Annotated in this window: 20 protein-coding genes; 10 read left to right on the top strand and 10 right to left on the bottom strand. The window is 71.5% G+C overall.

Annotated features, from left to right (window positions below; translation table 11 throughout):
* Positions 1-6: 6 nt before the first annotated feature.
* From ABTX60_RS03585 to ABTX60_RS03570, 4 genes are all read right to left on the bottom strand, one after another.
* Complete coding sequence (locus ABTX60_RS03585) at positions 7-723, bottom strand: DsbA family oxidoreductase (protein WP_352095421.1); 717 nt, start codon at positions 721-723, stop codon at positions 7-9.
* Between the two features lie 75 nt (positions 724-798).
* Complete coding sequence (locus tag ABTX60_RS03580; protein WP_352095420.1) at positions 799-1,293, bottom strand: GNAT family N-acetyltransferase; 495 nt, start codon at positions 1,291-1,293, stop codon at positions 799-801.
* Between the two features lie 45 nt (positions 1,294-1,338).
* Positions 1,339-1,947, bottom strand: coding sequence for a DUF1349 domain-containing protein (locus ABTX60_RS03575; protein WP_352095419.1), 609 nt, complete (start codon positions 1,945-1,947; stop codon positions 1,339-1,341).
* 98 nt (positions 1,948-2,045) lie between these two features.
* A complete protein-coding gene (locus ABTX60_RS03570; protein ID WP_352095418.1) occupies positions 2,046-3,575 on the bottom strand; it encodes an aldehyde dehydrogenase (NADP(+)) in 1,530 nt (509 codons plus the stop codon).
* A gap of 132 nt (positions 3,576-3,707) precedes the next feature.
* Here ABTX60_RS03570 and ABTX60_RS03565 point away from each other — a divergent pair, with 132 nt between their 5' ends.
* The 6 genes from ABTX60_RS03565 (at position 3,708) to ABTX60_RS03540 (ending at position 9,514) form a co-directional block, all read left to right on the top strand.
* Positions 3,708-4,481, top strand: coding sequence for an IclR family transcriptional regulator (locus tag ABTX60_RS03565; protein WP_031109054.1), 774 nt, complete (start codon positions 3,708-3,710; stop codon positions 4,479-4,481).
* 3 nt (positions 4,482-4,484) lie between these two features.
* Entirely contained in the window at positions 4,485-4,958 is a 474-nt protein-coding gene (locus tag ABTX60_RS03560; RefSeq protein ID WP_352095417.1) for a GNAT family N-acetyltransferase, read from the top strand.
* 186 nt (positions 4,959-5,144) lie between these two features.
* Entirely contained in the window at positions 5,145-6,056 is a 912-nt protein-coding gene (locus ABTX60_RS03555; protein WP_352095416.1) for a hypothetical protein, read from the top strand.
* A complete protein-coding gene (locus ABTX60_RS03550) occupies positions 6,053-7,321 on the top strand; it encodes a sensor histidine kinase (RefSeq protein ID WP_352095415.1) in 1,269 nt (422 codons plus the stop codon). Before ABTX60_RS03555 ends, ABTX60_RS03550 begins: the two co-directional genes overlap by 4 nt.
* Positions 7,318-7,980, top strand: coding sequence for a response regulator (locus ABTX60_RS03545; RefSeq protein ID WP_352095414.1), 663 nt, complete (start codon positions 7,318-7,320; stop codon positions 7,978-7,980). The genes ABTX60_RS03550 and ABTX60_RS03545 overlap by 4 nt, the downstream gene beginning before the upstream one ends.
* Before the next feature lie 76 nt (positions 7,981-8,056).
* On the top strand, positions 8,057-9,514 hold the full coding sequence (locus tag ABTX60_RS03540) for a peptidoglycan D,D-transpeptidase FtsI family protein (protein WP_352095413.1): 1,458 nt from the start codon (positions 8,057-8,059) through the stop codon (positions 9,512-9,514).
* Positions 9,515-9,607: 93 nt separating this feature from the next.
* Here the strand turns inward: ABTX60_RS03540 and ABTX60_RS03535 are convergent, their stop codons facing one another.
* A complete protein-coding gene (locus ABTX60_RS03535) occupies positions 9,608-11,065 on the bottom strand; it encodes an NCS2 family permease (RefSeq protein WP_352095412.1) in 1,458 nt (485 codons plus the stop codon).
* A 270-nt stretch (positions 11,066-11,335) separates the two neighbouring features.
* Here ABTX60_RS03535 and ABTX60_RS03530 point away from each other — a divergent pair, with 270 nt between their 5' ends.
* The 3 genes from ABTX60_RS03530 to ABTX60_RS03520 all read left to right on the top strand — a co-directional run bounded on the left by ABTX60_RS03530 (position 11,336) and on the right by ABTX60_RS03520 (position 13,706).
* Entirely contained in the window at positions 11,336-11,935 is a 600-nt protein-coding gene (locus tag ABTX60_RS03530) for a SigE family RNA polymerase sigma factor (RefSeq protein ID WP_104779580.1), read from the top strand.
* Positions 11,932-12,789 carry a hypothetical protein gene (locus tag ABTX60_RS03525; protein WP_352095411.1) on the top strand — a complete coding sequence of 286 codons (858 nt, stop codon included), beginning with the start codon at positions 11,932-11,934 and terminating at the stop codon, positions 12,787-12,789. The genes ABTX60_RS03530 and ABTX60_RS03525 overlap by 4 nt, the downstream gene beginning before the upstream one ends.
* 83 nt (positions 12,790-12,872) lie before the next feature.
* The gene (locus ABTX60_RS03520; RefSeq protein WP_352095410.1) at positions 12,873-13,706 is read left to right on the top strand and encodes a pectate lyase; all 834 of its coding nucleotides are present in this window, start codon (positions 12,873-12,875) and stop codon (positions 13,704-13,706) included.
* A gap of 222 nt (positions 13,707-13,928) precedes the next feature.
* Here ABTX60_RS03520 and ABTX60_RS03515 read toward each other — a convergent pair whose 3' ends face one another.
* Positions 13,929-15,083, bottom strand: a complete 1,155-nt coding sequence (locus ABTX60_RS03515; RefSeq protein ID WP_352095409.1) for a right-handed parallel beta-helix repeat-containing protein — start codon at positions 15,081-15,083, stop codon at positions 13,929-13,931.
* Positions 15,084-15,329: 246 nt separating this feature from the next.
* On the opposite strand from ABTX60_RS03515, the gene ABTX60_RS03510 reads away from it, so the two are divergent.
* The gene (locus ABTX60_RS03510; RefSeq protein WP_352095408.1) at positions 15,330-17,546 is read left to right on the top strand and encodes a glycoside hydrolase family 43 protein; all 2,217 of its coding nucleotides are present in this window, start codon (positions 15,330-15,332) and stop codon (positions 17,544-17,546) included.
* A gap of 3 nt (positions 17,547-17,549) precedes the next feature.
* Here the strand turns inward: ABTX60_RS03510 and ABTX60_RS03505 are convergent, their stop codons facing one another.
* The 4 genes from ABTX60_RS03505 to ABTX60_RS03490 form a co-directional block, all read right to left on the bottom strand.
* Positions 17,550-18,707 (bottom strand): dienelactone hydrolase family protein, encoded by a 1,158-nt coding sequence (locus ABTX60_RS03505; RefSeq protein ID WP_352095407.1) that lies wholly within the window; start codon positions 18,705-18,707, stop codon positions 17,550-17,552.
* Complete coding sequence (locus ABTX60_RS03500) at positions 18,694-19,959, bottom strand: pectate lyase family protein (protein ID WP_352095406.1); 1,266 nt, start codon at positions 19,957-19,959, stop codon at positions 18,694-18,696. The genes ABTX60_RS03505 and ABTX60_RS03500 overlap by 14 nt, the downstream gene beginning before the upstream one ends.
* Positions 19,952-21,070, bottom strand: coding sequence for a pectinesterase family protein (locus ABTX60_RS03495; protein WP_352095405.1), 1,119 nt, complete (start codon positions 21,068-21,070; stop codon positions 19,952-19,954). Before ABTX60_RS03495 ends, ABTX60_RS03500 begins: the two co-directional genes overlap by 8 nt.
* A gap of 106 nt (positions 21,071-21,176) precedes the next feature.
* A complete protein-coding gene (locus ABTX60_RS03490) occupies positions 21,177-22,508 on the bottom strand; it encodes a pectate lyase family protein (RefSeq protein ID WP_352095404.1) in 1,332 nt (443 codons plus the stop codon).
* Positions 22,509-22,514 lie beyond the last annotated feature (6 nt).

Below are 22,514 nucleotides of genomic sequence, written 5' to 3'. Positions count from 1 at the left end.
GGCGTTTCAGTGCTGGGGCACGGCACAGCCGTCCAGTCCGCAGGCGTCCGCGTCCTGGCCGCCGTCGACGATCTTCAGGGGCGCGTGCTCGCCGTACGCCTGGGTCAGGGCCTGGGTGAAGACCTCGGCGGGCTGGGCGCCGGAGACGCCGTACTTCCGGTCGAGCACGAAGAACGGCACACCGTTCGCCCCGAGCTGCGCGGCCTCGCGCTCGTCGGCTCGGACCTCGTCGGCGTACGCGTCCGGGTCGGCGAGCACCGCGCGCACGGCCTCGGTGTCGAGGCCCGCGGCCGCGGCGAGCTCCACCAGCCGCTCGTCGTCGTTGAAGACGGAGCGCTCCTCGGCGAAGTTGGCCCGGTAGAGCAGGTCGAGCAGCCGGTCCTGGCGTCCCTGTTCCTTGGCGAGGTGCAGCAGCCGGTGCATGTCGAAGGTGCTGCCGTGGTCGCGGTCGCGGGTGCGGTAGTCGAGGCCTTCGGCGGCGGCCTGGGCCCCGAGGTTGTCCTCGCCCGCCTCGGCCTGCGCGGCGCTCATCCCGTACTTCTTGGTGAGCATCGTGATCACGGGCTGGATGTCGTCCTTCGCGCGGCCCGGGTCCAGCTCGAAGGAGCGGTGCACCACCTCGACGTCGTCGCGGTACGGGAAGTCCCGCAGCGCCTTCTCGAAGCGGGCCTTGCCCACGTAGCACCAGGGGCAGGCGATGTCGCTCCAGATCTCGACGCGCATGTCTCGGCTCTCTCCAGGTCGTACGGGTTACGGAGACTCCCTCCGCCAGGTGCATGAACGTTCAAGCAGCACGCTTCATTCCCCGGGCAGGGCGAACCGCATCCGCAGATGGTGATCCCCCGGCTCGGCCGGCTCGGGGACCCATCCCTGCCGCCGGTAGAACCCCTGGGCCCGGGCATTGTCGACGTGCACGTCGAGCACGGCCGTACGCCTGCCGTCGGCCCGCCACTCCTCCACACAGGCCGCGTGCAGCGCGCTGCCGGCTCCATGACGCCAGTGGTCGGGGTCGACGTGGAACTGGAAGAGCTTCACCGTGTCCGCCGGGGCCCCCTCGGGGGTGCGGAAGGAGGCCAGGCCGATGATGCGTCCCGACTCCACGACGCACAGCACCCGCCCGTCCGGCCGGGTGAGGGCTCCGCGCCAGGCCTCGGTCCAGTCCGTACCGTCCTGCGGCACCCCGCCGGGGTAGTACGTCGCCCGGGCCCGCGCGTGCAGCCCCACGACGTCTTCCAGCTCGGCGGGCAGGACGGTGCGGATCACACGGCCTGGGGTCACTCGGTCCTTGATCATGGAACCGATGACGTGCCCGTGCCCGGGGACGGTTCCCGGCACGGCTCAGCTGCCGTCCCGCAGGTCGTCGGGCCAGGACGGCCTGAACTCGATGTGGTCGTACGTCACCACGCAGCCCTCACCCATCGGGGACTGGGCCATGAAGCCGACCAGGGCCGCGTCCGTCTCCTTCTCGTCGCCGAGGGTGAACAGGCGGATGAAGGTCCAGCGTTCGCCGTCGCGGGAGGCGTGGAAGGCGAAGGCGCGGCCGGTGCGGCTCACCCGGAGCCAGACGGAACTGCCGTCCACGGTGAAGGAGTTTGCGTCGTCGGAGTGCCCCCGGGTGACCACCGTGCAGACGGTGGGGACGTCCGGGGAGTACTCCAGGCAGAGCTTGGCCCAGGCCCGCTCCCCCACGTGGACGTAGAGCACCCCGGCGTCGAAGGCCGCGCCGAACCCGACGGTGACCTTGGCGATCAGCTGGAAGTCGCCCTCCGGCGCCCCGAGCAGCCGGGGCGCGTCGGAAGCGGGGTCCAGCCCCTCACCGGTGGGCGGCACGAACCGATCCTGCCGCGCACCGGCCCACCCCGTGAGCACGCCGTCCTCGTAGGACCAGTGGGCTTCGGGCCCATACGTGCGCAGGGGGAAAGGAAGTTCGGAAATCTCGAGATCCATTCGACCGAGTCTCCCAGGTCCAACCTCAAGGGGCGCGGGGAACTGCGCGATCAACCACGAACGACCCGCAGCCGGCAGCTCACCACGCCCCCACGGCGCTAACGCTCCAAACGCCCGTTGAACCGCCGCGGCAGCCCCAGCGGATTCTCGTCCCGCAACTCGGCGGGGAGCAGCGCGGACGGCGCGTTCTGATACGCAACCGGCCGCATCCACCGCTCGATCGCCGTCCCGCCCACCGACGTGGACGTCGACGTCGTGGCCGGGTACGGCCCGCCGTGATGCTGCGCCGGCGCGACGGCGACACCCGTAGGCCAGCCGTTCACCAGCACGCGCCCCGCCAGCGGCGTCAGCTCCGCGAGGATCTCGGCGCCGCGGCCCTCGCCGGCCGCCTCTTCCTCGGACAGCTGCACCGTCGCCGTGAGGTTGCCGGGCAGCCGCGACAGCACCGCCTTCACCTCGGTCTGGTCCTCGTAGCGGGCCACCACGGTGACCGGCCCGAAGCACTCCTCCAGGAGCAGGTCGTGCTCGCCCTCGGCGGCCAGCCTGCTCGCCGGCACCGTGAGGAAGCCCGCGCTGACGGTGTGCTCGCCGCCCGCGCCCGGGGTGACCGGGGAGTCGACGTCGGGGAGCCCGGCCCGCTCGGCGACACCGGCGACGAAGTTGTCGCGCATGCGGTGGTCGAGCAGGACCCCGGCGTCGGTGTCGCTGACGGCGTCCGTCAGCGACTTCAGCAGCGCGTCGCCCGCGGCGCCGGCCGGCGCGAGGACGAGGCCCGGCTTCACACAGAACTGGCCGACGCCCAGCGTCATGGAACCGGCGAGACCGGCGCCGATCGCCTCGGCCCGCTCGGTGGCCGCGGCCTCGGTGACGACGACCGGGTTCAGGGAGCCCAGCTCACCGTGGAAGGGGATCGGGACCGGACGGGCCGCCGCCGCGTCGAAGAGCGCCCGGCCACCGCGCACGGAGCCGGTGAACCCGGCCGCCGCGACCAGCGGGTGCTTGATCAGCTCGACGCCCGCCTCGAAGCCGTGGACCAGGCCCACGACGCCCGCGGGGATGTCGTGCCGGGCGGCGGCGCGGCGCAGCACCGCGGCGACGTACTCGGACAGGGCCGGGTGGTCGGGGTGGGACTTGACGACGACCGGGCAGCCGGCCGCGAGGGCGCTCGCGGTGTCGCCGCCCGCCACCGAGAAGGCGAAGGGGAAGTTCGACGCCGAGTAGACGGCGACGACGCCCAGCGGCACCTTGTAGCGGCGCAGGTCCGGGATCGGCGGGGTCGCGGTGTCGTCGGGGTGGTTGATGACGACGTCGAGGAAGGCTCCCTCGTCGACGATGTCGGCGAAGGCACGCAGCTGGTAGCAGGTGCGGGCGAGCTCGCCGGTCAGCCGGACCGGGCCGAGCGCGGTCTCTGCGTCGGCGGTCTCGACGAGGGAGTCCTTGGCCGCCTGGAGCTCGTCGGCGGCGGTGCGCAGGAAGGCCGCGCGGACGGCCCGGTCGGCCAGGGCGCCGCGCGCCTCGTGCGCGGCACGGACGGCGGCGTCCACCTCCTGGGCTGTGGCCTCCACCGCAACCTGTTCACGCTGCTTCCCGGTTCGGGGGTCGACACTCCAGACTGGTGCTGCTGCCACCGCGGGTCCCTCCACACATGTAATGCCGCAGTACTGGGTCATCCACCAGGGGCGTTCGATATACTGAACGCTGTCTCTGATGATGAATATGCTGTGGAGACTATTTCCCGTCCAACGAAGGGGTCAAGGGCGATGTCGGCTGGCGAGACGGGCGGCGGGGCGCAGGTCAAGTCCGCGGTGCGAACGGTTGAACTGCTCGAATACTTCGCCGGACGCCCCGGCATGCACTCCCTCGCGGCGGTCCAGGAGGCCGTCGGATACCCCAAGTCCAGCCTCTACATGCTGTTGCGCACCCTGGTCGAGCTGGGCTGGGTGGAGACCGACGCGACGGGCACGCGGTACGGCATCGGGGTGCGGGCCCTGCTCGTGGGCACGTCGTACATCGACGGCGACGAGGTCGTCGCCGCGGCCCGCCCGACGCTGGACCGGCTCTCGGACGACACGACCGAGACGATCCACCTCGCCCGTCTCGACGGCACCAACGTCGTCTACCTGGCCACCCGCCAGTCGCAGCACTACCTGCGCCCCTTCACCCGGGTCGGCCGCCGGCTGCCGGCCCACTCCACGTCCCTCGGCAAGGCGCTGCTGAGCACGTACTCCGACGAGCAGGTCCGCAAGATGCTCCCGGAGACGCTGCCCGCGCTGACCGAGCACACGATCACCGACCGGGAGAAGCTCATCGAGGAGCTGCGCCAGGTGCGGGAGCAGGGTTTCGCCGTGGACCGCGAGGAGAACACGCTGGGGCTGCGCTGCTTCGGCGTGGCGATCCCGTACCGCACCCCGGCGCGGGACGCGATCAGCTGCTCGGTGCCGGTTGCGCGGCTCACCCCGGCGCACGAGCAGCTGGTGAAGGACGCCCTCTTCGACGCGAGGGACCGGCTGACACTGGCCACCCGTAGGCTCTGAGACATGAACGTCGAGCTGCGCGCGGTCCACGACAGCGATCTGCCGGTCTTCTTCCGGCAGATGAACGACCCCGAGTCGCTGACCATGGCGGCCTTCACCCCGGAGGATCCGGCCGACCGGGCCGCCTTCGACACCCGCTGGTCCCGGATGCGCTCCTCGCCCGACGTCGTCGTCCGTACGGTCCTGGCCGACGGGGACGTGGTCGGCAGCGCGGGGGTGTACGGGGTGCCGGGCGAGCGCGAGGTGACGTACTGGGTCGACCGCGCCTACTGGGGCAAGGGCATCGCCACCCAGGCGCTGCGGGCGCTGCTCGCCGAGGTGCCCGAGCGCCCGCTGTACGCGCGGGCGGCGTCGGACAACGCGGGGTCGCTGCGCGTGCTGGAGAAGTGCGGGTTCCGGGTGGTCGCGGCGGCCCGGGGGTACGCCCCGGCCCGGGGTGCCGAGATCGACGAGACGGTACTCATCCTGGAGGGCTGAGGCGCTCACCGCCCCTCCCCCGCCCGGCGGAGGCGGATCGTCGCCGGGCAGGAGGCGCCGTCGGCCTCCCCCGCGGGAGCCTGCTCGCATGACGCAGTCGCCCGTTCCCCGCACCGCACCCCTCCCCCCGCCGGCGGTCCCGGCCGCACCCGGCGGATCCTCCGTGCCGTCGCCGTCGTCTCCTGTGTGCCGTACCTCGCTCTCAAGGCCGCCTGGATCGCGGGGAGTCGGCTCGGGATTCCCGAGGAGAGCCCGCTGCTCGACGACCGTCTCGCCATGGCCGTGGTCAACGGCCTGTCGATGTCGCTGGACAGCGCGGTGATCGTGCTGGCGCTGCTGCTGACCCGGCCGTGGGGGCTGCGGGTGCCCGCCTGGCTGCTCGCCTTCCCCGTGTGGGTCGCGACCGGGCTGCTCGCGCCGATCATGACCGGGTTCCCGGCGCAGCTGGTGGTGAGGGCGTTCGGCGCGGGCGGCGCCTCGTCCGCGGGGCGCGAGGCCTTCCTGGACGAGTGGGTCTTCGCCCTCGTATACACGGGGTTCATCGCCCAAGGGCTCGCTCTGGGCGGCCTGTTCGTGCTCTACGCGCGGGGCCGCTGGGGGCACCTGTGGCGCGGGCGGGTGTGGGACCTGCCCGTCGGCGCCGTCGGTCCGGCCCACCGGGCGCTCGCCGTGGCCGCGGCGGTGCTCGCGCTGCTGCCGCTCACGCTGCACACCCTCTGGGCGGCCGGCGTCTCCGGGGGCCTCGGTGAGGGCCGCGTCACGGACCGGGGCGGTGAGTTCCGCGTCCTGGAGGCCCTGTTCGTCGTGTTCCTGCTCGCGGCGGTGAGCGGTGCCGTGCTGCTGTCCTTCCGGCGGGGCCGGGCCCTGCCCGCGTCCGTGCCGCTCGGTCTCGCCTGGGTCGGCTCCGCAGCCGTGGCGTGCTGGGGCGGGTGGCTGTCGCTGGCCTCCGTCGCGGGCACGGCGGACCTCGCCGACCGCCCCACGCCGCTGATGCACCTCGCCTACGCTGGCCAGATGCTCGTCGGTCTGCTCGTCGCCGCCATCGGCGCCTACCACTTCGCGGAGCGCTCGGCCGGGGCCGCGCGGCGTTCGGCGTGAGCGACGTCGCCCGGCTGCTGTTCGGCCGGCGGGCGCGGCTGCGCTGGATCCATCTGATCCTCGGCGGTGCGCTGGCCATGCCCTACGTCCTGGTCGGCTCGGTGGTCGTCGGCCCGGTGATCGGTGCCGACGACGTCTTCGGCTCCTTACCCCTTCAACTCGGCTCGTTCGGCCTGGGTCTGCCGCTCGCGGCCGTCACCTCGCTGTTCCCGCTGACCCGGCCCCTGGAGTCGGCCGCCGTGCGCTGGCTGTGCGGTGTGGACGCGGACCGGCTCGCCCCCGGGCCCGCGCGCACGCGGGGCGAGAAGGGCCGTACGGCCGCCTGGTTCACCCTGCATCTCGGGTTCGGCGGGATCATCGCGGGGATGTCGCTGGCGCTGCCGCCGTTCGCCGTCACGCTGATCCTGCTGCCGGTCCTCGCCTCGGTGCGCGGCGACCTGCTCGGTCTGCCCGACGTCCTCGACCACGCCTGGGCCCTGGCGCTCGCCCCCGTCGCGGGCGCGGTGTCGCTCGTCGCCCTCGCCGGCTGCGCGGCCGGCTGCGGAGCGCTGCTGGCCCGCTGGGCGCCCCCGCTGCTCGGCCCCACGCCCCGGGAACGGCTCGCCGCCGCCGAGGCACGGGCGGCCGACCTCGCCGTGCGCAACCGGCTGGCTCGGGAGCTGCACGACTCCGTCGGCCATGCCCTGAGCGCGGTCACCCTGCAGGCGAGCGCCGCCCGCCGGGTCCTCGACTCCGACCCGGAGTTCGTCCGGGAGGCCCTCGCCGCGATCGAGGACACGACCCGGCGGACGGTCGGTGAACTCGACGCCGTGCTGGGCGTGTTGCGCGAGGGCGACGCGCCCGGCACAGCCGCCGCACCGACCCTCGCCACCGACCTGGACGGGCTGCTGCGGCGCACCCGGGCGGGCGGACAGCGGGTGAGCGCCACCGTCGACACCGACCCGGAGGCGCTGCCCCCGCTGCTGTCCCGTGAGGCCTACCGCATCGTGCAGGAGGGGCTGAGCAACGCCCTCAAGCACGCCGGTGAGCGGGCCGCCGTGGAGGTGCGGATCGCGGTGACGGGCGGGGACCTGGAGATCACCGTGGAGAATCCGGTGACCGGCCCGGCCCCCTCCCGCACCGGCGGCGGCCACGGGCTGCGGGGCATCGCCGACCGGGCCAGGCTGCTGGGCGGGACCGCGACGGCGGGAGGGACCCCGGCGCGGACCTGGCGGCTGCACGCACGACTGCCGATGACCCGACTGCCGACGAGAGGACCCGCATGACCCGCCCGGCCCCGATCCGTGTCGTCCTCGCCGACGACGAGCGCTTGGTGCGCACCGCGCTGCGCGCCATCCTCTCCGCCGAGCCGGACCTGGCGGTGGTGGGCGAGGCCGCCACGGGCGCGGAGGCGGTGTCGGTCGTACGGGAGCTGCGTCCGGACGTCGTCCTCATGGACGTCCGGATGCCGCAGACCGACGGGATCCGCGCCACCGAGCAGATCCTCGCCACGCTGGACGAGCCGCCCCGGATCGTCGTCGTGACGACCTTCGAGAACGACTCCTACGTGTACGACGCGCTGCGCGCCGGAGCCGCGGGGTTCCTGCTGAAACGGGCGGACGCCGACGCCCTGGTGCAGGCGGTCCGGCTGGTGGCACGCAGCGACAGCCTGCTGTTCCCGGCGGCCGTGCGCACCCTGGCCGCCGAGCACGCCCGCGCGCACCCGGCGCCGCCCGCCTGGGTGGCGAAGCTCACGGGACGCGAGGGGGAGGTGCTGCGGCACATGGCGCGGGGCCTGACCAACGCGGAGATCGCCCGCCGGATGGAGGTCGGCCCGGCCACGGTGAAATCCCATGTCGCGGCGGTCCTGGCCAAGACCGGCGCCCGCGACCGCACGCAGGCGGTGATCGCCGCGTACGAGGCCGGGATTCTGAACGCCGGATGAGAAAACCGGCCCGTCGGATGAGAAACCAGGACGGACGGGAACGTTCCGCCCGGCGTGGCTCGTCCTCCTGTTCGCGATGAACAAGACGATCAGGCGCGCTTCGGCCTTCTCGCTGCTCCTGGTGTTGGCTCTGCTGGTCAGGGCGACCTGGGTGCAGTTCTACGAGGGCCAGGCGCTGGCAGACGACAAGGACAACCGGCGGAACGCGATCGAGACGTACTCGGCGCCGCTCGGGAACATCATCGTGGGCGGCCGGTCGGTCACCGGCTCGACGCCGACGAAGACGGGCGACCTGAAGTACAAGCGGACGTACACGGACGGCCCGCTGTACGCGGCGGTGACGGGTTACGCGTCGCAGGCGTACGCCCCGACCCAGCTGGAGGGCATCTACACCGACCTGCTCAACGGCACGGACAGCCGGCTCAAGTCCGTGATGGACACGCTCACCAACCAGCGGGCCGAACCGGGCAACGTGGTCACGACCATCGACCCGGACGTGCAGAAGGCCGCCTACGACGCGCTCGGCGACAAGAAGGGCGGTGCCGTCGCCGTCGATCCGAAGACCGGGAAGCTCCTCGCGGTCGTGTCGACGCCGTCCTACGACCCCTCCTCGCTGACCGACGCCAACACCGCGGGGACGGCCTGGAAGAAGCTCACGACGGACCCGGAGAAGCCGCTGGTCAACCGTGCGCTGCGGCAGCCGCTGCCGCCCGGTTCGACGTTCAAGCTGGTGGTGGCGGCGGCCGCGCTGGAGGACGGGTTGTACTCGTCGGTGGACGAGCGGACGGACAGCCCGGACCCGTACACGCTGCCGGGCACCAGCCGGGACCTGACGAACGAGAACCCGAACGCGCCCTGCACGAACGCGACCATCCGTACGGCGCTGGAGTACTCCTGCAACAACGTCTTCGCCAAGATGGCCGTGAAGCTCGGCCAGGACAAGGTGAAGGCGATGGCCGACAGGTTCGGCTTCAACGACGACAAGCTGGATGTGCCGGTCCGGGCCTACACGAGTGTGTACCCGTCGGACATGTACCCGTCGCAGACGGCCCTGACGGGCATCGGCCAGTTCGACGTCACGGCCACCCCGCTGCAGATGGCCATGGTGTCGGCGGCGATCGCCAACGGCGGCAAACTGGTGTCGCCGCACATGGTCTCGCAGATCACCGACAGCGGTGGCGATGTGCTGCAGGACTACGACGACGACGCCGGCACGAAGGAGATCGTCAGTTCCTCGACCGCCCGGCAATTGCAGTCGGCGATGGAGACGGTCGTGAACAAGGGCACGGGCACGAACGCCCGGGTCCCGGGCGCGACCGTCGGCGGCAAGACCGGTACGGCCCAGCACGGCGAGAACAACAGCCAGGTGCCGTACGCCTGGTTCACCTCGTACGGCAAGTCCGCCTCCTCGGGCAAGGAGGTCGCCGTGGCGGTGGTCGTGGAGCAGTCGAACGCGGCCCGCTCGGAGGTCAGCGGCAACGGGCTCGCGGCGCCGGTCGCCAAGGCGATGATGCAAGCGGCGCTCAAGGACTGAACCTCGGCCGCCGATACGCCGTCTGTACGGATGAGACGGGCCGCCCCCTTCCCCCCGGGGGCGGCCCGTCCTCATGTCAGCGGGGGTCCGGTGTCACTTCGCTCCCAGGAGCTGCTCGATCGGGTCGATGGCGAAGTACACGAGGAACAGCGCCGAGGTCCCCCACAGCAGCCAGTGCACCTCCTTGGCCTTGCCGAGTACGGTCTTGATGACGACGTAGGCGAGGAAACCGGCGCCGATGCCGTTGGTGATGGAGTAGGTGAACGGCATCACCGCGATGGTGAGGAACGCCGGGATGGCGATGTCGTAGCGGTCCCAGTCGATGTGCTTGACCTGGGTCATCATCAGGAAGCCGACGGCGACCAGGGCCGGGGCGGCCGCCTGGAGCGGGACGATGGTGAGCAGTGGGGTCAGGAACAGCGCGAGGCCGAACAGGCCGCCGGTGACCAGGTTGGAGAAGCCGGTGCGCGAGCCCTCGCCGACCCCGGCGGCGGACTCGATGTAGGAGGTCGCCGAGGAGGCGGAGGCCGCGCCGCCCGCGACCGCGGCCGCGCCGTCGATGAGCAGCACCCGGCCGAGGTTCGGGACCTTGCCCTCCTCGTCGAGCAGGCCCGCCTCGGCGCTGATGCCGACGACCGTGCCCATGGTGTCGAAGAAGTCGGACAGGATCAGCGTGAAGATCAGCAGGACGACGGTGATGACGCCGACGCCCGGGGCGCTGAAGGCACCGAGCAGGTCGAAGTGGCCGATGAGCCCGAAGTCGGGGGCGTCGACGAGCTGGTCCGGCCAGGCGGGGGTGGTCAGGCCCCAGGACTTGATGTCGGCGAGGGAGTTGATGACCACCGCCAGCGCGGTCATGGTGACGATGCTGATCAGGATGGCGCCCTTGACCTTGCGGGCGAGCAGTCCGATCGTCAGCAGCACGCCGAGGCAGAAGACCAGCATCGGCCAGCCGGCGAGGGTGCCGGTGCCGCCCAGCTGAACGGGCACGGTGGTGTTCGCGGCGTCCGGGATGCGGCTGACGAACCCGGCGTCGACGAAGCCGATGAAGGCGATGAACAGGCCGATGCCGACGCTGATCGCCTGCTTGAGCGGCTGGGGTATCGCGTGCATGACGGCCTCGCGCAGTCCGGTCACCACCAGCACGCAGATCAGCAGGCCTTCGAGGACGATCAGGCCCATCGCGTCGTCCCAGCTCATCAGCGGGGCGATCTGGAAGGCGACCACGGCGTTCAGACCGAGTCCGGCGGCGAGCGCGAGGGGCAGGTTGCCGCCGACGCCCATGACGATCGTCATGACGGCGGCCACCAGGGCGGTGGCGGTGGTGAGTTGGACGGCGTCCAGCTGGTGCCCGAACTTGTCCTTCGCGCTGCCCAGGATGATGGGATTCAGGACAAGGATGTAGGCCATCGTGAAGAAGGTGGCGAAGCCGCCGCGGATCTCCCGGCCGAAGGTGGAGCCCCGCTCGGAGATCTTGAAGAACCGGTCGACGCTGTTCGACGGCGGTGCCGTGGCGGGTGGCCGGTCGGTGACCTGCTGGGGTTCGGACATGGCGCGTGCTCCTCGGTGCCTGGGTGATCGGTGTGCGGATGCTGGCCGGATTGTGCCCGGGTCGAACCCTGTTCAGGTTTTCGCCGTGTTACGGAATCAGAGTCCGGCCCGCCATACGCTGTTCGAAGCCCCGTACGAACTGTTCGACGATCGCTGCTACGCTTCCCGATCTCGTCCGGGCCTCCCCCGGATGATCACATGGCATCTACATGACACCCACAGGGTGCCCCGTCCGGGAGCGCCCGTAGCCGCTGGGAGGAGAGGTCGCCCGTGGGCACGGTCGTCGACGACGCCGCCTCCGTGGAGTTCCACGCCTTCTTCGAGCGTCACTACGCCGAACTGTCCCGCCTCGCCCACCTGCTGACCGGCGAGTCGGACACCGCCGACGACCTGGCGGCGGACGCGTTGCTGGCGCTGTGGCACCGCTGGGACCGGGTGCGCGCGGCCGACCACCCGGCGGCGTACGCGCGCGGGGTGGTCGCCAACCTGGCCCGTACCCGCATCCGCAGCGCGGTGCGCGAGCGGCGGCGCATCGCCCTGTTCTGGTCGCAGCGCGAGGAGAACACCGAGAACCCGGACGTCGCGGGCGTGGTCGATGTGCAGGAGGCGTTGCGCCGGCTGCCGTTCCGCAAACGGGCCTGTGTGGTGCTGCGGCACGCGTTCGACCTGTCGGAGAAGGACACCGCCCTGGCACTCGGTGTGTCGGTGGGTACGGTGAAGAGCCAGACCTCGAAGGGAATGGCCGAACTCCAGCGGCTGCTGGGGACGCAGGGCGTACCGCAGCGGATGCACGCGACACTGGGCGCCCCCCGCTGCTCGCCGGCTGTGGAGGGCGTGCGCACCGGTGAGGGCGGAGGGAGGGACCGATGAGCATGCGGCGGGACGTGCACGAGGAGGTGCGCGCCCGGTTGCACGAGGCGGCCGGGGCGCACGAGCCCGACCGGGAGCGCATGCTGGCCCGGGTCGAACGCGGTATGGCCGGTCCGGCCGGTTCCGGCCATCGGGCGACGCGTCCGCCGGTGTTCGGCTGGATGCGGGTGGCGGGGGCGACCGCCGCGGTCGCCGGCGTCCTGGCGGTGGGCGGCTATGCGGTGGCGTCCGCGGTGAAGGAGGAGACCGCCCCGCGGCAGCGGGAAGTGGCGACGTCTCCGACCCCGGCGCCCAGGCCGTCCCCGGAGACGACGAGCCGGGCCCCCCAACCCCCGGTACCGGTGAAGCCGGCACCGAGCCGGCCGTCCGAGCGCCGTGAGTCCGGGCCGCCGCCGTCGGGGACACCGAGCGCCCCGGCCACCGAGCGGCCGAGCACCGCGGCCGAGGACGGTCCGCTGTGGTCGGACGGCTCGGTCGACCCGCACAGCAACGACTTCTGGGCGCAGAGCAACATCACGCTCAGGACCCGCGAGCGACTGACCGCACTGACCGTGCGGTTGGAGGTCGCCCAGACCGGCGGGGTCTCCGACGCGGGTGCCTGGCGCTCCCTGCCCGAGGGCGATTTCACCCTCGCGGTCGCCGAGCGGGACGGCTTCCTCGTGTACACCTGGACCCTCAAGGAGGGCCGCACCGTCCCGGTGGGCGAGTGGGTGTTCGCCGGCCAGTTCGGCCACGCGCGCGGCGGCCGCGACGCGGGCGAGGACCGCTACGCGGTGACGGCGACGGCCGGTTCGCGGCAGCTGTCGGCGGGCGGTGGTTTCGCCGCCGTGGACGACGGCGACGGCGACTCGTGAAAATTCGTGAAGAGGCGGCAACCCTTTCCTCACCCGTGGCGACCACTACGCGCAAGGCCACCCCCCACCTGAGGAATTGGTACATGACTGCACCAGCAGAACAGCGCGTCCGCCACCGCCGCACCGTCACGAAGCGGCGGGCGGTGATCGCCGCGGTGTCGGCCTTCGGCATCACGGGTGCGGCGATCGTCACCACGTCGATGCTGTCGACGGCGGGCGCGGCGTCCTCCTGGCCCACGGACAAGGGAAAGACCCCCGTCCCCCGGACCATCGAGGTCTCCGGTGTGCGCGACGGCGGGATGAAGATGTTCTACGGCACCGGCGCGCTCGGCCAGGACAACCAGGACGAGGGCCAGGACCCGATCTTCGAGCTGGCCGACGGAGCCGTCCTCAAGAACGTCATCATCGGCACCCCGGCGGCGGACGGTGTGCACTGCAAGGGCAGTTGCACGCTGCAGAACGTGTGGTGGACGGACGTCGGCGAGGACGCGGCCAGCTTCAAGGGCAAGTCCTCGTCCGCGGTGTACAAGGTGATCGGCGGCGGCGCGAAGAACGCCGAGGACAAGGTGCTGCAGTTCAACGGCGCCGGCACGCTGAACGTCTCGGGCTTCCAGGTACAGAACGCCGGCAAGCTGGTCCGCTCCTGCGGCAACTGCAAGACGCAGCACAAGCGCACGATCGTGCTCAGCGACATCGACGTGACGGCGCCGATGAACTCCATCGTCGGGGTGAACGCCAACTACGGCGACACGGCGACCCTGTCGAAGGTCCGCATCCACGGTGACGGCAAGAAGAAGATCAAGACGTGTGTGCGGTTCGAGGGCAACAACACCGGCAAGGAGCCCAAGGAGCTGACGCCGCCCGGCCCGGACGGCAAGAGCTGCACGTTCAAGGCCTCCGACATCAGCTACCAGTAGGTCCTTGCCCCCAGTGACTCCGGTCGGCCCTCGTCCCCCCTTGGGCCGACCGGGACGCCGGGTGTCCGGCCCCCCAGCCGGACGTCCGGCACCTCGGCCCTCCGGAGCCCCCCTCCGGACGGCCGGACGGTACCGGTCGAGCCCCCCTCGGCCGGTCGGCAGGACGCCCCCGTCGCTTCGCACCGACGGGGGCGTCGCTGTGTCCGCGACGACGAGGGCCGCCTAGTCCATCGTCGCGCCGAGGCTCGAGGAGCCGGTCGTCAGGAACGCCGTCGCGGGCAGGGAGCCGTCCGCCCGCCGGGCTCCGTACGCACCGGCCGGGTCCGTCGACCTGAAGGGCGGGGTGGCGATGCCGCCGTCCCAGTTGTTTCCCGCGGAGACCGTCGACGGACCGAGTCTCGCCGCTCCGCCCTTGTCGCCGACGGCGAGGTTCTTTCCGAGGTGAGCCGTGCCGGCCGCGAAGAAGAAGCCGCTCCCGCCGTTGGCGTAGGCGGTGTTGCGGTTCAGTGCGAGGGCGCCGGTGCCGGAGTTCTCGGTGAAGCCGTGCAGGGTGTTGTTCCAGGCCGCGTTGTCGTGGACGACGTGGGCGGCGGACGCTCCCCCGCCGCCCAGCTCGAAACCGTTGCCGTTGCCCTCGAAGGCCGTGTCGTTCCAGCGGTTCTCGCCGTTGCCGAAGGCCCAGGAGTGCTCGATGGTGACCGGCGAGGAGAACTGCCACAGGTCGACGCCGTCGTCGGAGTTGCCGTACAGCCGGGCTCCGGTGATCCTGTTCCCGCTCCCGGAGCCGAACTTGACCGCGATGCCGTCGGCGTTCCGGCCGTGGCCGGCCGGGTCGTAGTTGCCGTGGCTGTCCAGGTTCTGCACGAGATTGCCGGTGGTGCCGTCGCCGCGCAGGGTGAAGCCGGAGTCGCCGTTGCCGGCGGTGACCAGGTTCCTGAAGACCCCGCCCACCGAGGACGTGACGACCAGCCCCTGGGCCGGGGAGTTGACGAAGGCCAGGTCCTGGACGGTCCAGTGGTCGCCGCGGATCGCGGCCAGCCAGGAGCCGGCCGGCAGCTTCGAGCCGTCGATCCGCACCTTCTCACCGCCGTACGGCCGCAGGGTGATGGGCGCTGAAGCGGTGCCGTTCGCCGTGGACTCGAGGGTGGCCACCGGGTGGTAGGTGCCGCCGCGGAGCTGGATCACGGTGCCGGCGGTGGCGTTCCGCACGGCTTCTTCGAGCTGGGCCGTGGTGGAGACGGTGACCCTCGTCGCGGTGGCCCGCGCGCCGCCGGTCGACAGCCCGAGGTAGACGCCGCCGGCCCCCGCGGCACAGGCCACGGCCGCGGCGATGGAGAGCGTACGGGTCCTGCGGTGGCGTCCGGTGCTCGGCAGCACGGAGCGTTCCTTTCGTAGGGATCGGGGACGGAAACGGCTCGGAGGGGCCCGCTCCGGCTCGCTGTCCGTCCAGCAGTCGCCGCCACCCCGGAAAGGGTTGCCGCCGTCACGTGCGTCGGACCCCAGGTGGTCCGAAAGTTTCGGAAACGCCTGCCTCACGCACACCCGTTGACGCCCCGCGTCCCTCCAGTGAAACTCCGAAGGCTGTTATCCAACAGAATCCCCCACACTCCGACAGGAAGTGTCATGCGCCCCCGCATCGCCCGCACGCTCCTGCTCCCCTTCCTGGCCCTGACGGGCCTTCTTCTGACCCTCCTCGCGGCGCCGCCCAGTACCGCAGACCCCGGAGCCCCACCCGTGAAGCACAGCACCTACGCCGGCTACCTCTTCGCCTACTTCACCGGTGAGGGCACCGCCGACGGCGAACAGATCCGCTACGCCCTCAGTCGCGGCAACGACCCGCTGCACTGGCGTGAGCTGAACGCCGGCAAGCCGGTGCTGACGTCCACGACCGGCGAGAAGGGCCTGCGCGACCCGTTCGTCATCCGTTCCCCCAAGGGCGACAAGTTCTATCTGATCGCCACCGACCTGCGGATGTACCAGAACTCCAGCGGCAGCTGGGACGACGTCCAGCGGCACGGCAGCAAGTCGATCATGGTCTGGGAGTCCACGGACCTCGTCCACTGGACCGACCAGCGCCTGGTGAAGGTCTCGCCCGACAGCGCGGGCAACACCTGGGCCCCGGAGGCCTACTGGGACGACGAGCTGGGTGCGTACGTCGTCTTCTGGGCGTCGAAGCTGTACGCCGACGACGACCCGGACCACAAGGGCGACACGTACAACAAGATGCTGTACGCGACCACGAAGGACTTCCGCACCTTCAGCGAGCCGAAGATCTGGAACGACCCGGGCTACTCGGTGATCGACTCCACGGTCGTGAAGTACGAGGACGAGTACTACCGCTACACCAAGGACGAGCGGGACCCCGGCTCCTCCAGCCCCTGCTCGAAGTTCATCACCGGCGAGAAGTCGACCTCCCTGACGTCGACGAAGTACGACTTCGTGGCCGACTGCATCGGCAAGGGCGCGATGGACCGCGGTGAGGGCCCGACGGTGTTCAAGTCGAACACCGAGAAGAAGTGGTACCTGTTCATCGACGAGTACGGCGGCCGCGGCTACGTGCCCTTCGAGACCACCGACCTCGCCTCCGGCAAGTGGACCCCGTCGACGGACTACCAGCTCCCGGCGAGCCCCCGGCACGGCACGGTCCTGCCGGTGACACAGCAGGAGTACGACCGTCTGCTGGCCGCCTACCCGTCCACCTCCACGTCGGTCGTGGACGCGACGGCGAAGCACCAGAAGGGCTACGCGATCGTCACGGACAGCGCCGCGAAGGTCGTCCTGCCGATGAAGCCGGACGCCGACCTGCGGGGTCTCGCCCCGAAGCTGTGGGTCGGCGAGGGCGCGAAGCTCAGCCCGAGGTCAGGGACCCGGCGGGACTTCCGCACGCCGCAGAAGTACACGGTCACGGCCGCCGACGGCACGAAGCGCACCTGGACGGTCGAGGCGGTGCCCACCCGCAGCCCCCTGCTGCCCGGCCTGAACGCCGACCCCGACGTGCACTACCTGAACGGCCGGTACTGGATCTACCCCACGACGGACGGCTTCCAGGGCTGGAGCGGCACCAGGTTCAAGGCGTACTCGTCGAAGGACCTGGTGAACTGGAAGGACCACGGCGTCATTCTCGACCTCGGTCCCGACGTGAGCTGGGCCGACAAGAACGCCTGGGCACCCGCGATCGCCGAGCGGAACGGCAAGTACTACTACTACTTCTGCGCCGAGCAGCAGATCGGCGTGGCGGTGGCCGACTCCCCCGCGGGCCCCTTCAAGGACGCGCTCGGCAAGCCCCTGGTCGCCAAGGGCGGTGCGCTCAAGGGCCAGATGATCGACCCGGCGGTCTTCACGGACGACGACGGCCAGGCCTACCTGTACTGGGGCAACGGCCACGGGTACGTCGTGCCGCTCAATGACGACATGGTGTCCTTCGACACCTCGAAGGTGAAGGACATCACCCCGGACAACTTCCGCGAGGGCTCCTTCGTCATCAAGCGGAAGGGCACGTACTACTTCATGTGGTCGGAGGACGACACCCGCAGCGAGAACTACCACGTGGCGTACGCGACGGGACCGTCCCCGCTCGGCCCGTGGACCAAGCGCGGGACGATCCTCGAGAAGCGGCCCGAGTACGGCATCCTCGGCACCGGCCATCACTCGGTGGTCAACACCCCCGGCACCGACGACTGGTACATGGTCTACCACCGCTTCGCCCTCAACGGCCCCGGCCTGCCGGGCGGCGACGGCATGCACCGTGAGACGACCGTCGACCGCATGGAGTTCGCGGCCGACGGCGGCATCAAGCCGGTGGTACCGACGCTGGGGGGCATCAAGCCGGTACGGCGGTGAGCCTCACAGGACGTCGTCGAGCCAGCTGACGACCTCGTCCTGCATCACGTCGGTGAAGACGTGGCCGAGCTCCGGCCACGTCTTCGTCCGTATCCGCTCCTCGGCGTGGTGCGAGCGCCAGACGGCACGCAGCTTGTCGTAGGCCACCCGTACGCCCTCGTCGGGGAAGAGCGGGTCGAGCCCGCCGTTCATGAACAGCATCGGCCGGGGAGCGGCGATGCTGGCCACGTCGGGGATGTCGAGGTGCCGGGCGAGGCCCGGGTGGAGCATGTAGTAGGCCGACTGCCCGCGCAGTGTGTTGTTGCCGGGCACCATCATCTCCTTCAGGCCGGTCATCCAGCACACGCTCGCGGCGGCCGCGACGTGGTCGCTGAGGGCGGCGGTCTGCCAGGCGCGGTAGGCGCCCATGGAGAACCCGACGGCCGCGACCCGCCGGGCGTCCACCCGGCCGAGCCCGGCCAGGAAGGCGGCGGCCCGCTGGTCCTCCCGGGCCATCAGCCCGGCCAGCGAGGAACCGAGGTTGTAGAAGTTGGAGGCCAGAGCCTGCTGCTGCTCGTAGGCGAGGGGGCCGCGGTCGCCCCAGCCGAGCGCGTCCAGGCAGAGCACCACGTAGCCGCGCCGGGCCAGTTCGTCGCCGGCGAACCGTCCGCTGAAGTACTTGTCGGCCCACACCTGGGCGGACGCGAGCCGCGCGTCGTCGTACCAGGGCCGGACGAGCTTCTCCTTGCCGATGTCGAACCTGGCACCGTGGTCGTGCAGGAGCAGCACCGCCGGGAAGGGCCCGCGGCCGTGCGGGGTGAGCAGGGCGCCGCGCACCCGCTCGTAGCGGGTGAGGGAGACGGTCACCAGCTCGCGGGTGTACTCCCCGGTCCGGGAACGGCCGGTGAACTGCGGTGCGTACGGTGTCCCGTCCTGCCGCTCGACGAGGAGGTGCTCCTCGACGGTGGCGCGGGCCGCACGCCGCCAGGCGCGGACGTCGCGGATCGGGGACCTCCCCCAGGCGCGCGGGAAGGTCAGTGCGTCCTTCAGCGCCGGGTGGAAGTCCGGCAGCGGCCCGTCCACGACCGCGGCCTCCGCCCCGCCCACCGCTCCCCCGCCCAGCAGCGCGGCCCCCGCCCCGGCCACGAACGTCCGCCGTCCCAGGGCCTCATGGGCGTCCATACGGCCTCCCCGCTCCGGCGTGCCGCAGCACGTACCGCTCGATGGCCGCCGGGGAGGTCAGGGCACGGTGGTCGTACACGTCGGCGGGGTCCCAGCCGACGTCGCCGCCGAGGCCGACAGCGCTCGCCACGTCGTTCAGGCGGGCGGGCCGGCCGTTGAACCAGGAGCCGGTGTCGTGGAACCGCGTGCCCCCGTAGTCCGCGACGGCGAGCGACGGCCGGCCCCCGGGGTAGCGGAAGACGTTGCGCTCCGAGAAGATCGCGGACTCCACACCGACGCCCAGGGCGTAGAGCGGTGCCCGCCCCCGGTGGACGTTGTTGACGACGTGCACCTGCCCGAAGCGGACCCGCGGGGCGCGCTGCACGATGCCGGTGAACAGGTTGCGGGCGAAGGTCACCTTGAGGTGCCCGCGGTCGCGGTCGCCGCGTCCGTCGCCCGACCCGACGAGGATCGCCTTGTCGTGGTTCTCGAACCGGCTGTGGGAGACGGTGATCAGGTCGGAGCCGTCCTCGATGTCCAGGAGCCCGTCGTGCCGCTGTACGCGCTCACCGTGGAAACCGAGGGGGGCGGCGCCGTCCGGGAAGCGGCCGTCGGTGAACGTGCAGTGGTCGACCCGGATGTTCCGGCCGGTGATCACGGTCAGTGCGTCGAAGCGGGCGTTCCAGCTGCCTCGGGCGCCGTCGCCCGGGGACCAGCTGGTGAAGTGGTCGACGGGTGCCTCCAGGTGCAGGTCGCGGAGGACGATGTTGCTGCCGGTGTCGACGGTCAGGAACACCCCGAGCAGCCGGGCGTCACGTCCGGCGCCGACGAGCGTGGTGTTGCTGGGCACGGTGAGCTGGATCTGCGCCTTCTCGTTGTTCGACCCGGTCTGGCGCAGCTGCCGCTGCTGCCTGCAGTACGCGAAGCGGGTGTCGGACCAGGCGGAGCCGTCCTCGCCGAAGCAGGACATGTACTTGGCGAGGTCGTATCCGGGTGCGTAGTCCTGCTCGCCGAGCAGGGAACCGTCCTCCCTCTCATGGCCGTCGACGTCACCGACGACCCGGATCACCTTGGGCGCGGTGGGCGCGCCGTCGTTGGCGAGGGCGGCCTTGAGCTCGGCGCGTGTGTCCACCGTCCAGGTCCGGCCGCCCGCCCCGCCGGTCGTGCCGGGGCCGGTCGAGGCCCAGCCGGTGGGGGCGTGTTCGGCGGCGGAGGCCGGTGCGGCCGGCCAGAGCAGGCAGAGACCGAGGAGGAGCACGGCGGCCCTACGCATACGGCCGCCAGTCACCGAGGTAGGTCTGCCTGGTGTGCGACCGGGCCTGGGCGAGGGTGAGCCGGGGGCGGTTGGCGGGGACCGTGATGGCGGCGCCCGGGCCGGTGTTGCGGTACTCGGCGAAGCGCTGGGCCTGCCACGGGTGGGAGTCGGACATGTTGGCGTAGGGCGCGACCGCGTCGATGCCCGGGCCGAGCCGGGTGTCCCGGACGGTGAGCATGGGGCGGGCGGTGGTATCGGAGCTGGGCACCCAGGGCCGGGCCAGCTTGTAGTGGCCGTCGGGGGCCTCACTGCTGACGCGGCTCCTGGTCACCAGGTAGCCGAGGGGGTTGGCACCGGCCGTGGACGGGGCGAAGACGAAGCCGTACGGGGCGGCCGGCAGGTCGGTGCGGTTCAGGGTCCGGAAGTGGCAGCGCTCGAAGACCGCGGTCGCCCGTCCGAAGACGAAGTCGACGTCGCCCTCGGCGTAGCAGTGGCTGAAGTACTGGCGGGCGAAGGTGCCCAGCGCCATGGAGTCGGCGTACAGAGTGTCCTGGTGGCCGAGGAACCGGCAGTGGTGGAAGGCGGACCGGTCACCCTGGACCTTGAGGGCGACGGCCTGGGTGCCGGTGATCTCGGGGTGGTCGGCGCGCAGCCAGTCGTTGGCGAAGGTGATCCAGCGGGCCGTGAAACCGTCGGCCTGCACGGTGGTGGCGGCCGAGCCGGTGGTGCCGTACGTGCCGCCGCCGGGCTTGGGGGTCCCGGCCGCGTTGTCGTACACGATGACGACGTCACGGGGGTTCTCGCTCGCCCCGATCCAGGTCATCTCCGTGCGGGTGCGGTCGACGGCGATCGTTTCCCGGTAGGCGCCGGGGGCGAGGACCAGCGTCCAGCCGCTGCCGGGGGCGGCGGCGACGGCGGCACGGACGGAGGTGTGGTCACCCCGGCCGCGCGCATCGACGTACAGCGTCCTGGGGTCGAGACGGGCGGCCGGTGAACCGTACCGGCCGAACGGGCGCTGCCGCCCGGTGGCTCGCGCGGGGGCCGGGGCGAGGGCGAGTGCGGTGCCCGCCCCGGCGCTCGCGACGAGGAATCCCCTGCGGGAGAGGGAGCGATGAACGTGCGAGGACATGCGGCTGTCCCTTCGCGGTGCGGCTCATGCGGGGTGAGGGGCGGAGGAGGGGCCGGGCCGGGCGCGCCTCGTGGTGTGCGCCCGGCCCGGCCGGCTCTCGGGGGTGTCAGCAGATGCGGCCGGCGCCCGCGCGGTGGTCGACGATGCCGGGGAGGGCCTTCGCCGAATCGACCTTGGTGCGCAGGGTCGGCTCCCAGCCGGCGTCCGGCTGGAGGGTCTCCTCGGGGATCTCCGCGTTGTGCACGGCGATCAGGTCGGTCTTCTTGCCGTTGACGTAGTTGTCCGCGGCGGTGACCGGGGCCTCCATCCACTTCTTCAGGATCTTCGCCGGGCTGACGCCCTTCGCCAGCGTGAAGGCGTTGTGCTCGGCGACGAGCCGGGACTCCTTGCCGATGCCGAAGCTGTAGACGTAGTCCTGGCCGGCCACGAAGTGGTTGTTGTACGAGTCGACCTGCCCGAAGCGGACGCGGGGAGCGCGTTCGATGACGTTGCGGAACAGATTGTGGTGCAGCGTCACCTTGAGCTTGCCCCGGTCGCCGACGGCCGTCGACTCGCTGTCGCTGTTGCCGATCATGAGTGTCTTGTCGTGGTCGGCGAAGATGTTCCAGGAGGCGGTGACGTAGTTGGATCCCCGGACGATGTCCAGCTCGCCGTCGTGCTGCTGGTACAGCGCGCCGAAGTACGTCGGTGCCTCGCTGTCGGGGTGGCTGCCGTCGGTGAAGGTGTTGTGGTCCATCCAGACGTGGGTGGAGCCGTAGACGACGGCGGTGTCGTACTCGGAGTTCCAGGCGCCCGTGGAGGTGTCGGTGGGGTCCCACTGCGGGAAGCAGTCGAGAGGGCTCTCGAAGGTGAGGTTGCGGACGATGACGTTGTCCACGCCCTTGATCTGGAGGCTGGCGCCCTTGAAGCCCGCGTTCTTCCCGACCCCGATGACGGTGGTGTTGGCGGGCACGTTGGCCTTGATGGCCTGGTCCTGGTTGTCGGCGGAGGCGCGGCGCAGGCCCTCGGGGCTGTCGGCCGGCTCTCCGCTCAGGTCCTTGTCCAGCCCCCACGTCTCGGGGGCGTACTTCTTCAGATAGGCGTCGAAGTCGTAACCGGGCGCGGCGAAGGCGTCGCACCCCTCGGCCACCGCGTCGACGGTCCCCTTCACCTTGATGATCTTCGGTGCGCTGCCGCCCGCGGCGAGGGCGGCCTTGAACTCGGCCCAGGTGGTCACGGTGTACACGTGCTCGGCGGTGGCGGCGGAACCGCCGGTGGTCCCGGTGCCGTGCGACCCCCACCCGTCCTTCGACCCGAGCGTCTGCCGGGTGAGATCGCGGGAGTCGGCCTGGGCGGTGGCGGTGCCGGTGCCGGTGAGGGACAGCGCCAGTGCGGTGCAGCCGGCGAGGGCGGCGACCCTTCGAACAGTGGCATGCTCATGCCATCCACGTGGATGCATGGTGCG

This window comes from Streptomyces sp. NPDC126510, from assembly GCF_040302345.1.
In the GTDB taxonomy this organism is placed as follows: Bacteria; Actinomycetota; Actinomycetes; order Streptomycetales; family Streptomycetaceae; genus Streptomyces.
The sequence above is the reverse complement of the archived record's forward strand: the minus strand, read 5'-3'. Positions and strand labels throughout refer to the sequence as shown.

Coding starts and splice junctions, on each gene's coding strand:
- ABTX60_RS03500 (WP_352095406.1), bottom strand. CDS start 19,959: ATGCGTAGGGCCGCCGTGCTCCTCCTCGGTCTCTGCCTGCTCTGGCCG.
- ABTX60_RS03535 (WP_352095412.1), bottom strand. CDS start 11,065: ATGTCCGAACCCCAGCAGGTCACCGACCGGCCACCCGCCACGGCACCG.
- ABTX60_RS03585 (WP_352095421.1), bottom strand. CDS start 723: ATGCGCGTCGAGATCTGGAGCGACATCGCCTGCCCCTGGTGCTACGTG.
- ABTX60_RS03545 (WP_352095414.1), top strand. CDS start 7,318: ATGACCCGCCCGGCCCCGATCCGTGTCGTCCTCGCCGACGACGAGCGC.
- ABTX60_RS03540 (WP_352095413.1), top strand. CDS start 8,057: ATGAACAAGACGATCAGGCGCGCTTCGGCCTTCTCGCTGCTCCTGGTG.
- ABTX60_RS03505 (WP_352095407.1), bottom strand. CDS start 18,707: ATGGACGCCCATGAGGCCCTGGGACGGCGGACGTTCGTGGCCGGGGCG.
- ABTX60_RS03510 (WP_352095408.1), top strand. CDS start 15,330: ATGCGCCCCCGCATCGCCCGCACGCTCCTGCTCCCCTTCCTGGCCCTG.
- ABTX60_RS03575 (WP_352095419.1), bottom strand. CDS start 1,947: ATGGATCTCGAGATTTCCGAACTTCCTTTCCCCCTGCGCACGTATGGG.
- ABTX60_RS03565 (WP_031109054.1), top strand. CDS start 3,708: ATGTCGGCTGGCGAGACGGGCGGCGGGGCGCAGGTCAAGTCCGCGGTG.
- ABTX60_RS03490 (WP_352095404.1), bottom strand. CDS start 22,508: ATGCATCCACGTGGATGGCATGAGCATGCCACTGTTCGAAGGGTCGCC.
- ABTX60_RS03580 (WP_352095420.1), bottom strand. CDS start 1,293: ATGATCAAGGACCGAGTGACCCCAGGCCGTGTGATCCGCACCGTCCTG.
- ABTX60_RS03520 (WP_352095410.1), top strand. CDS start 12,873: ATGACTGCACCAGCAGAACAGCGCGTCCGCCACCGCCGCACCGTCACG.
- ABTX60_RS03560 (WP_352095417.1), top strand. CDS start 4,485: ATGAACGTCGAGCTGCGCGCGGTCCACGACAGCGATCTGCCGGTCTTC.
- ABTX60_RS03495 (WP_352095405.1), bottom strand. CDS start 21,070: ATGTCCTCGCACGTTCATCGCTCCCTCTCCCGCAGGGGATTCCTCGTC.
- ABTX60_RS03525 (WP_352095411.1), top strand. CDS start 11,932: ATGAGCATGCGGCGGGACGTGCACGAGGAGGTGCGCGCCCGGTTGCAC.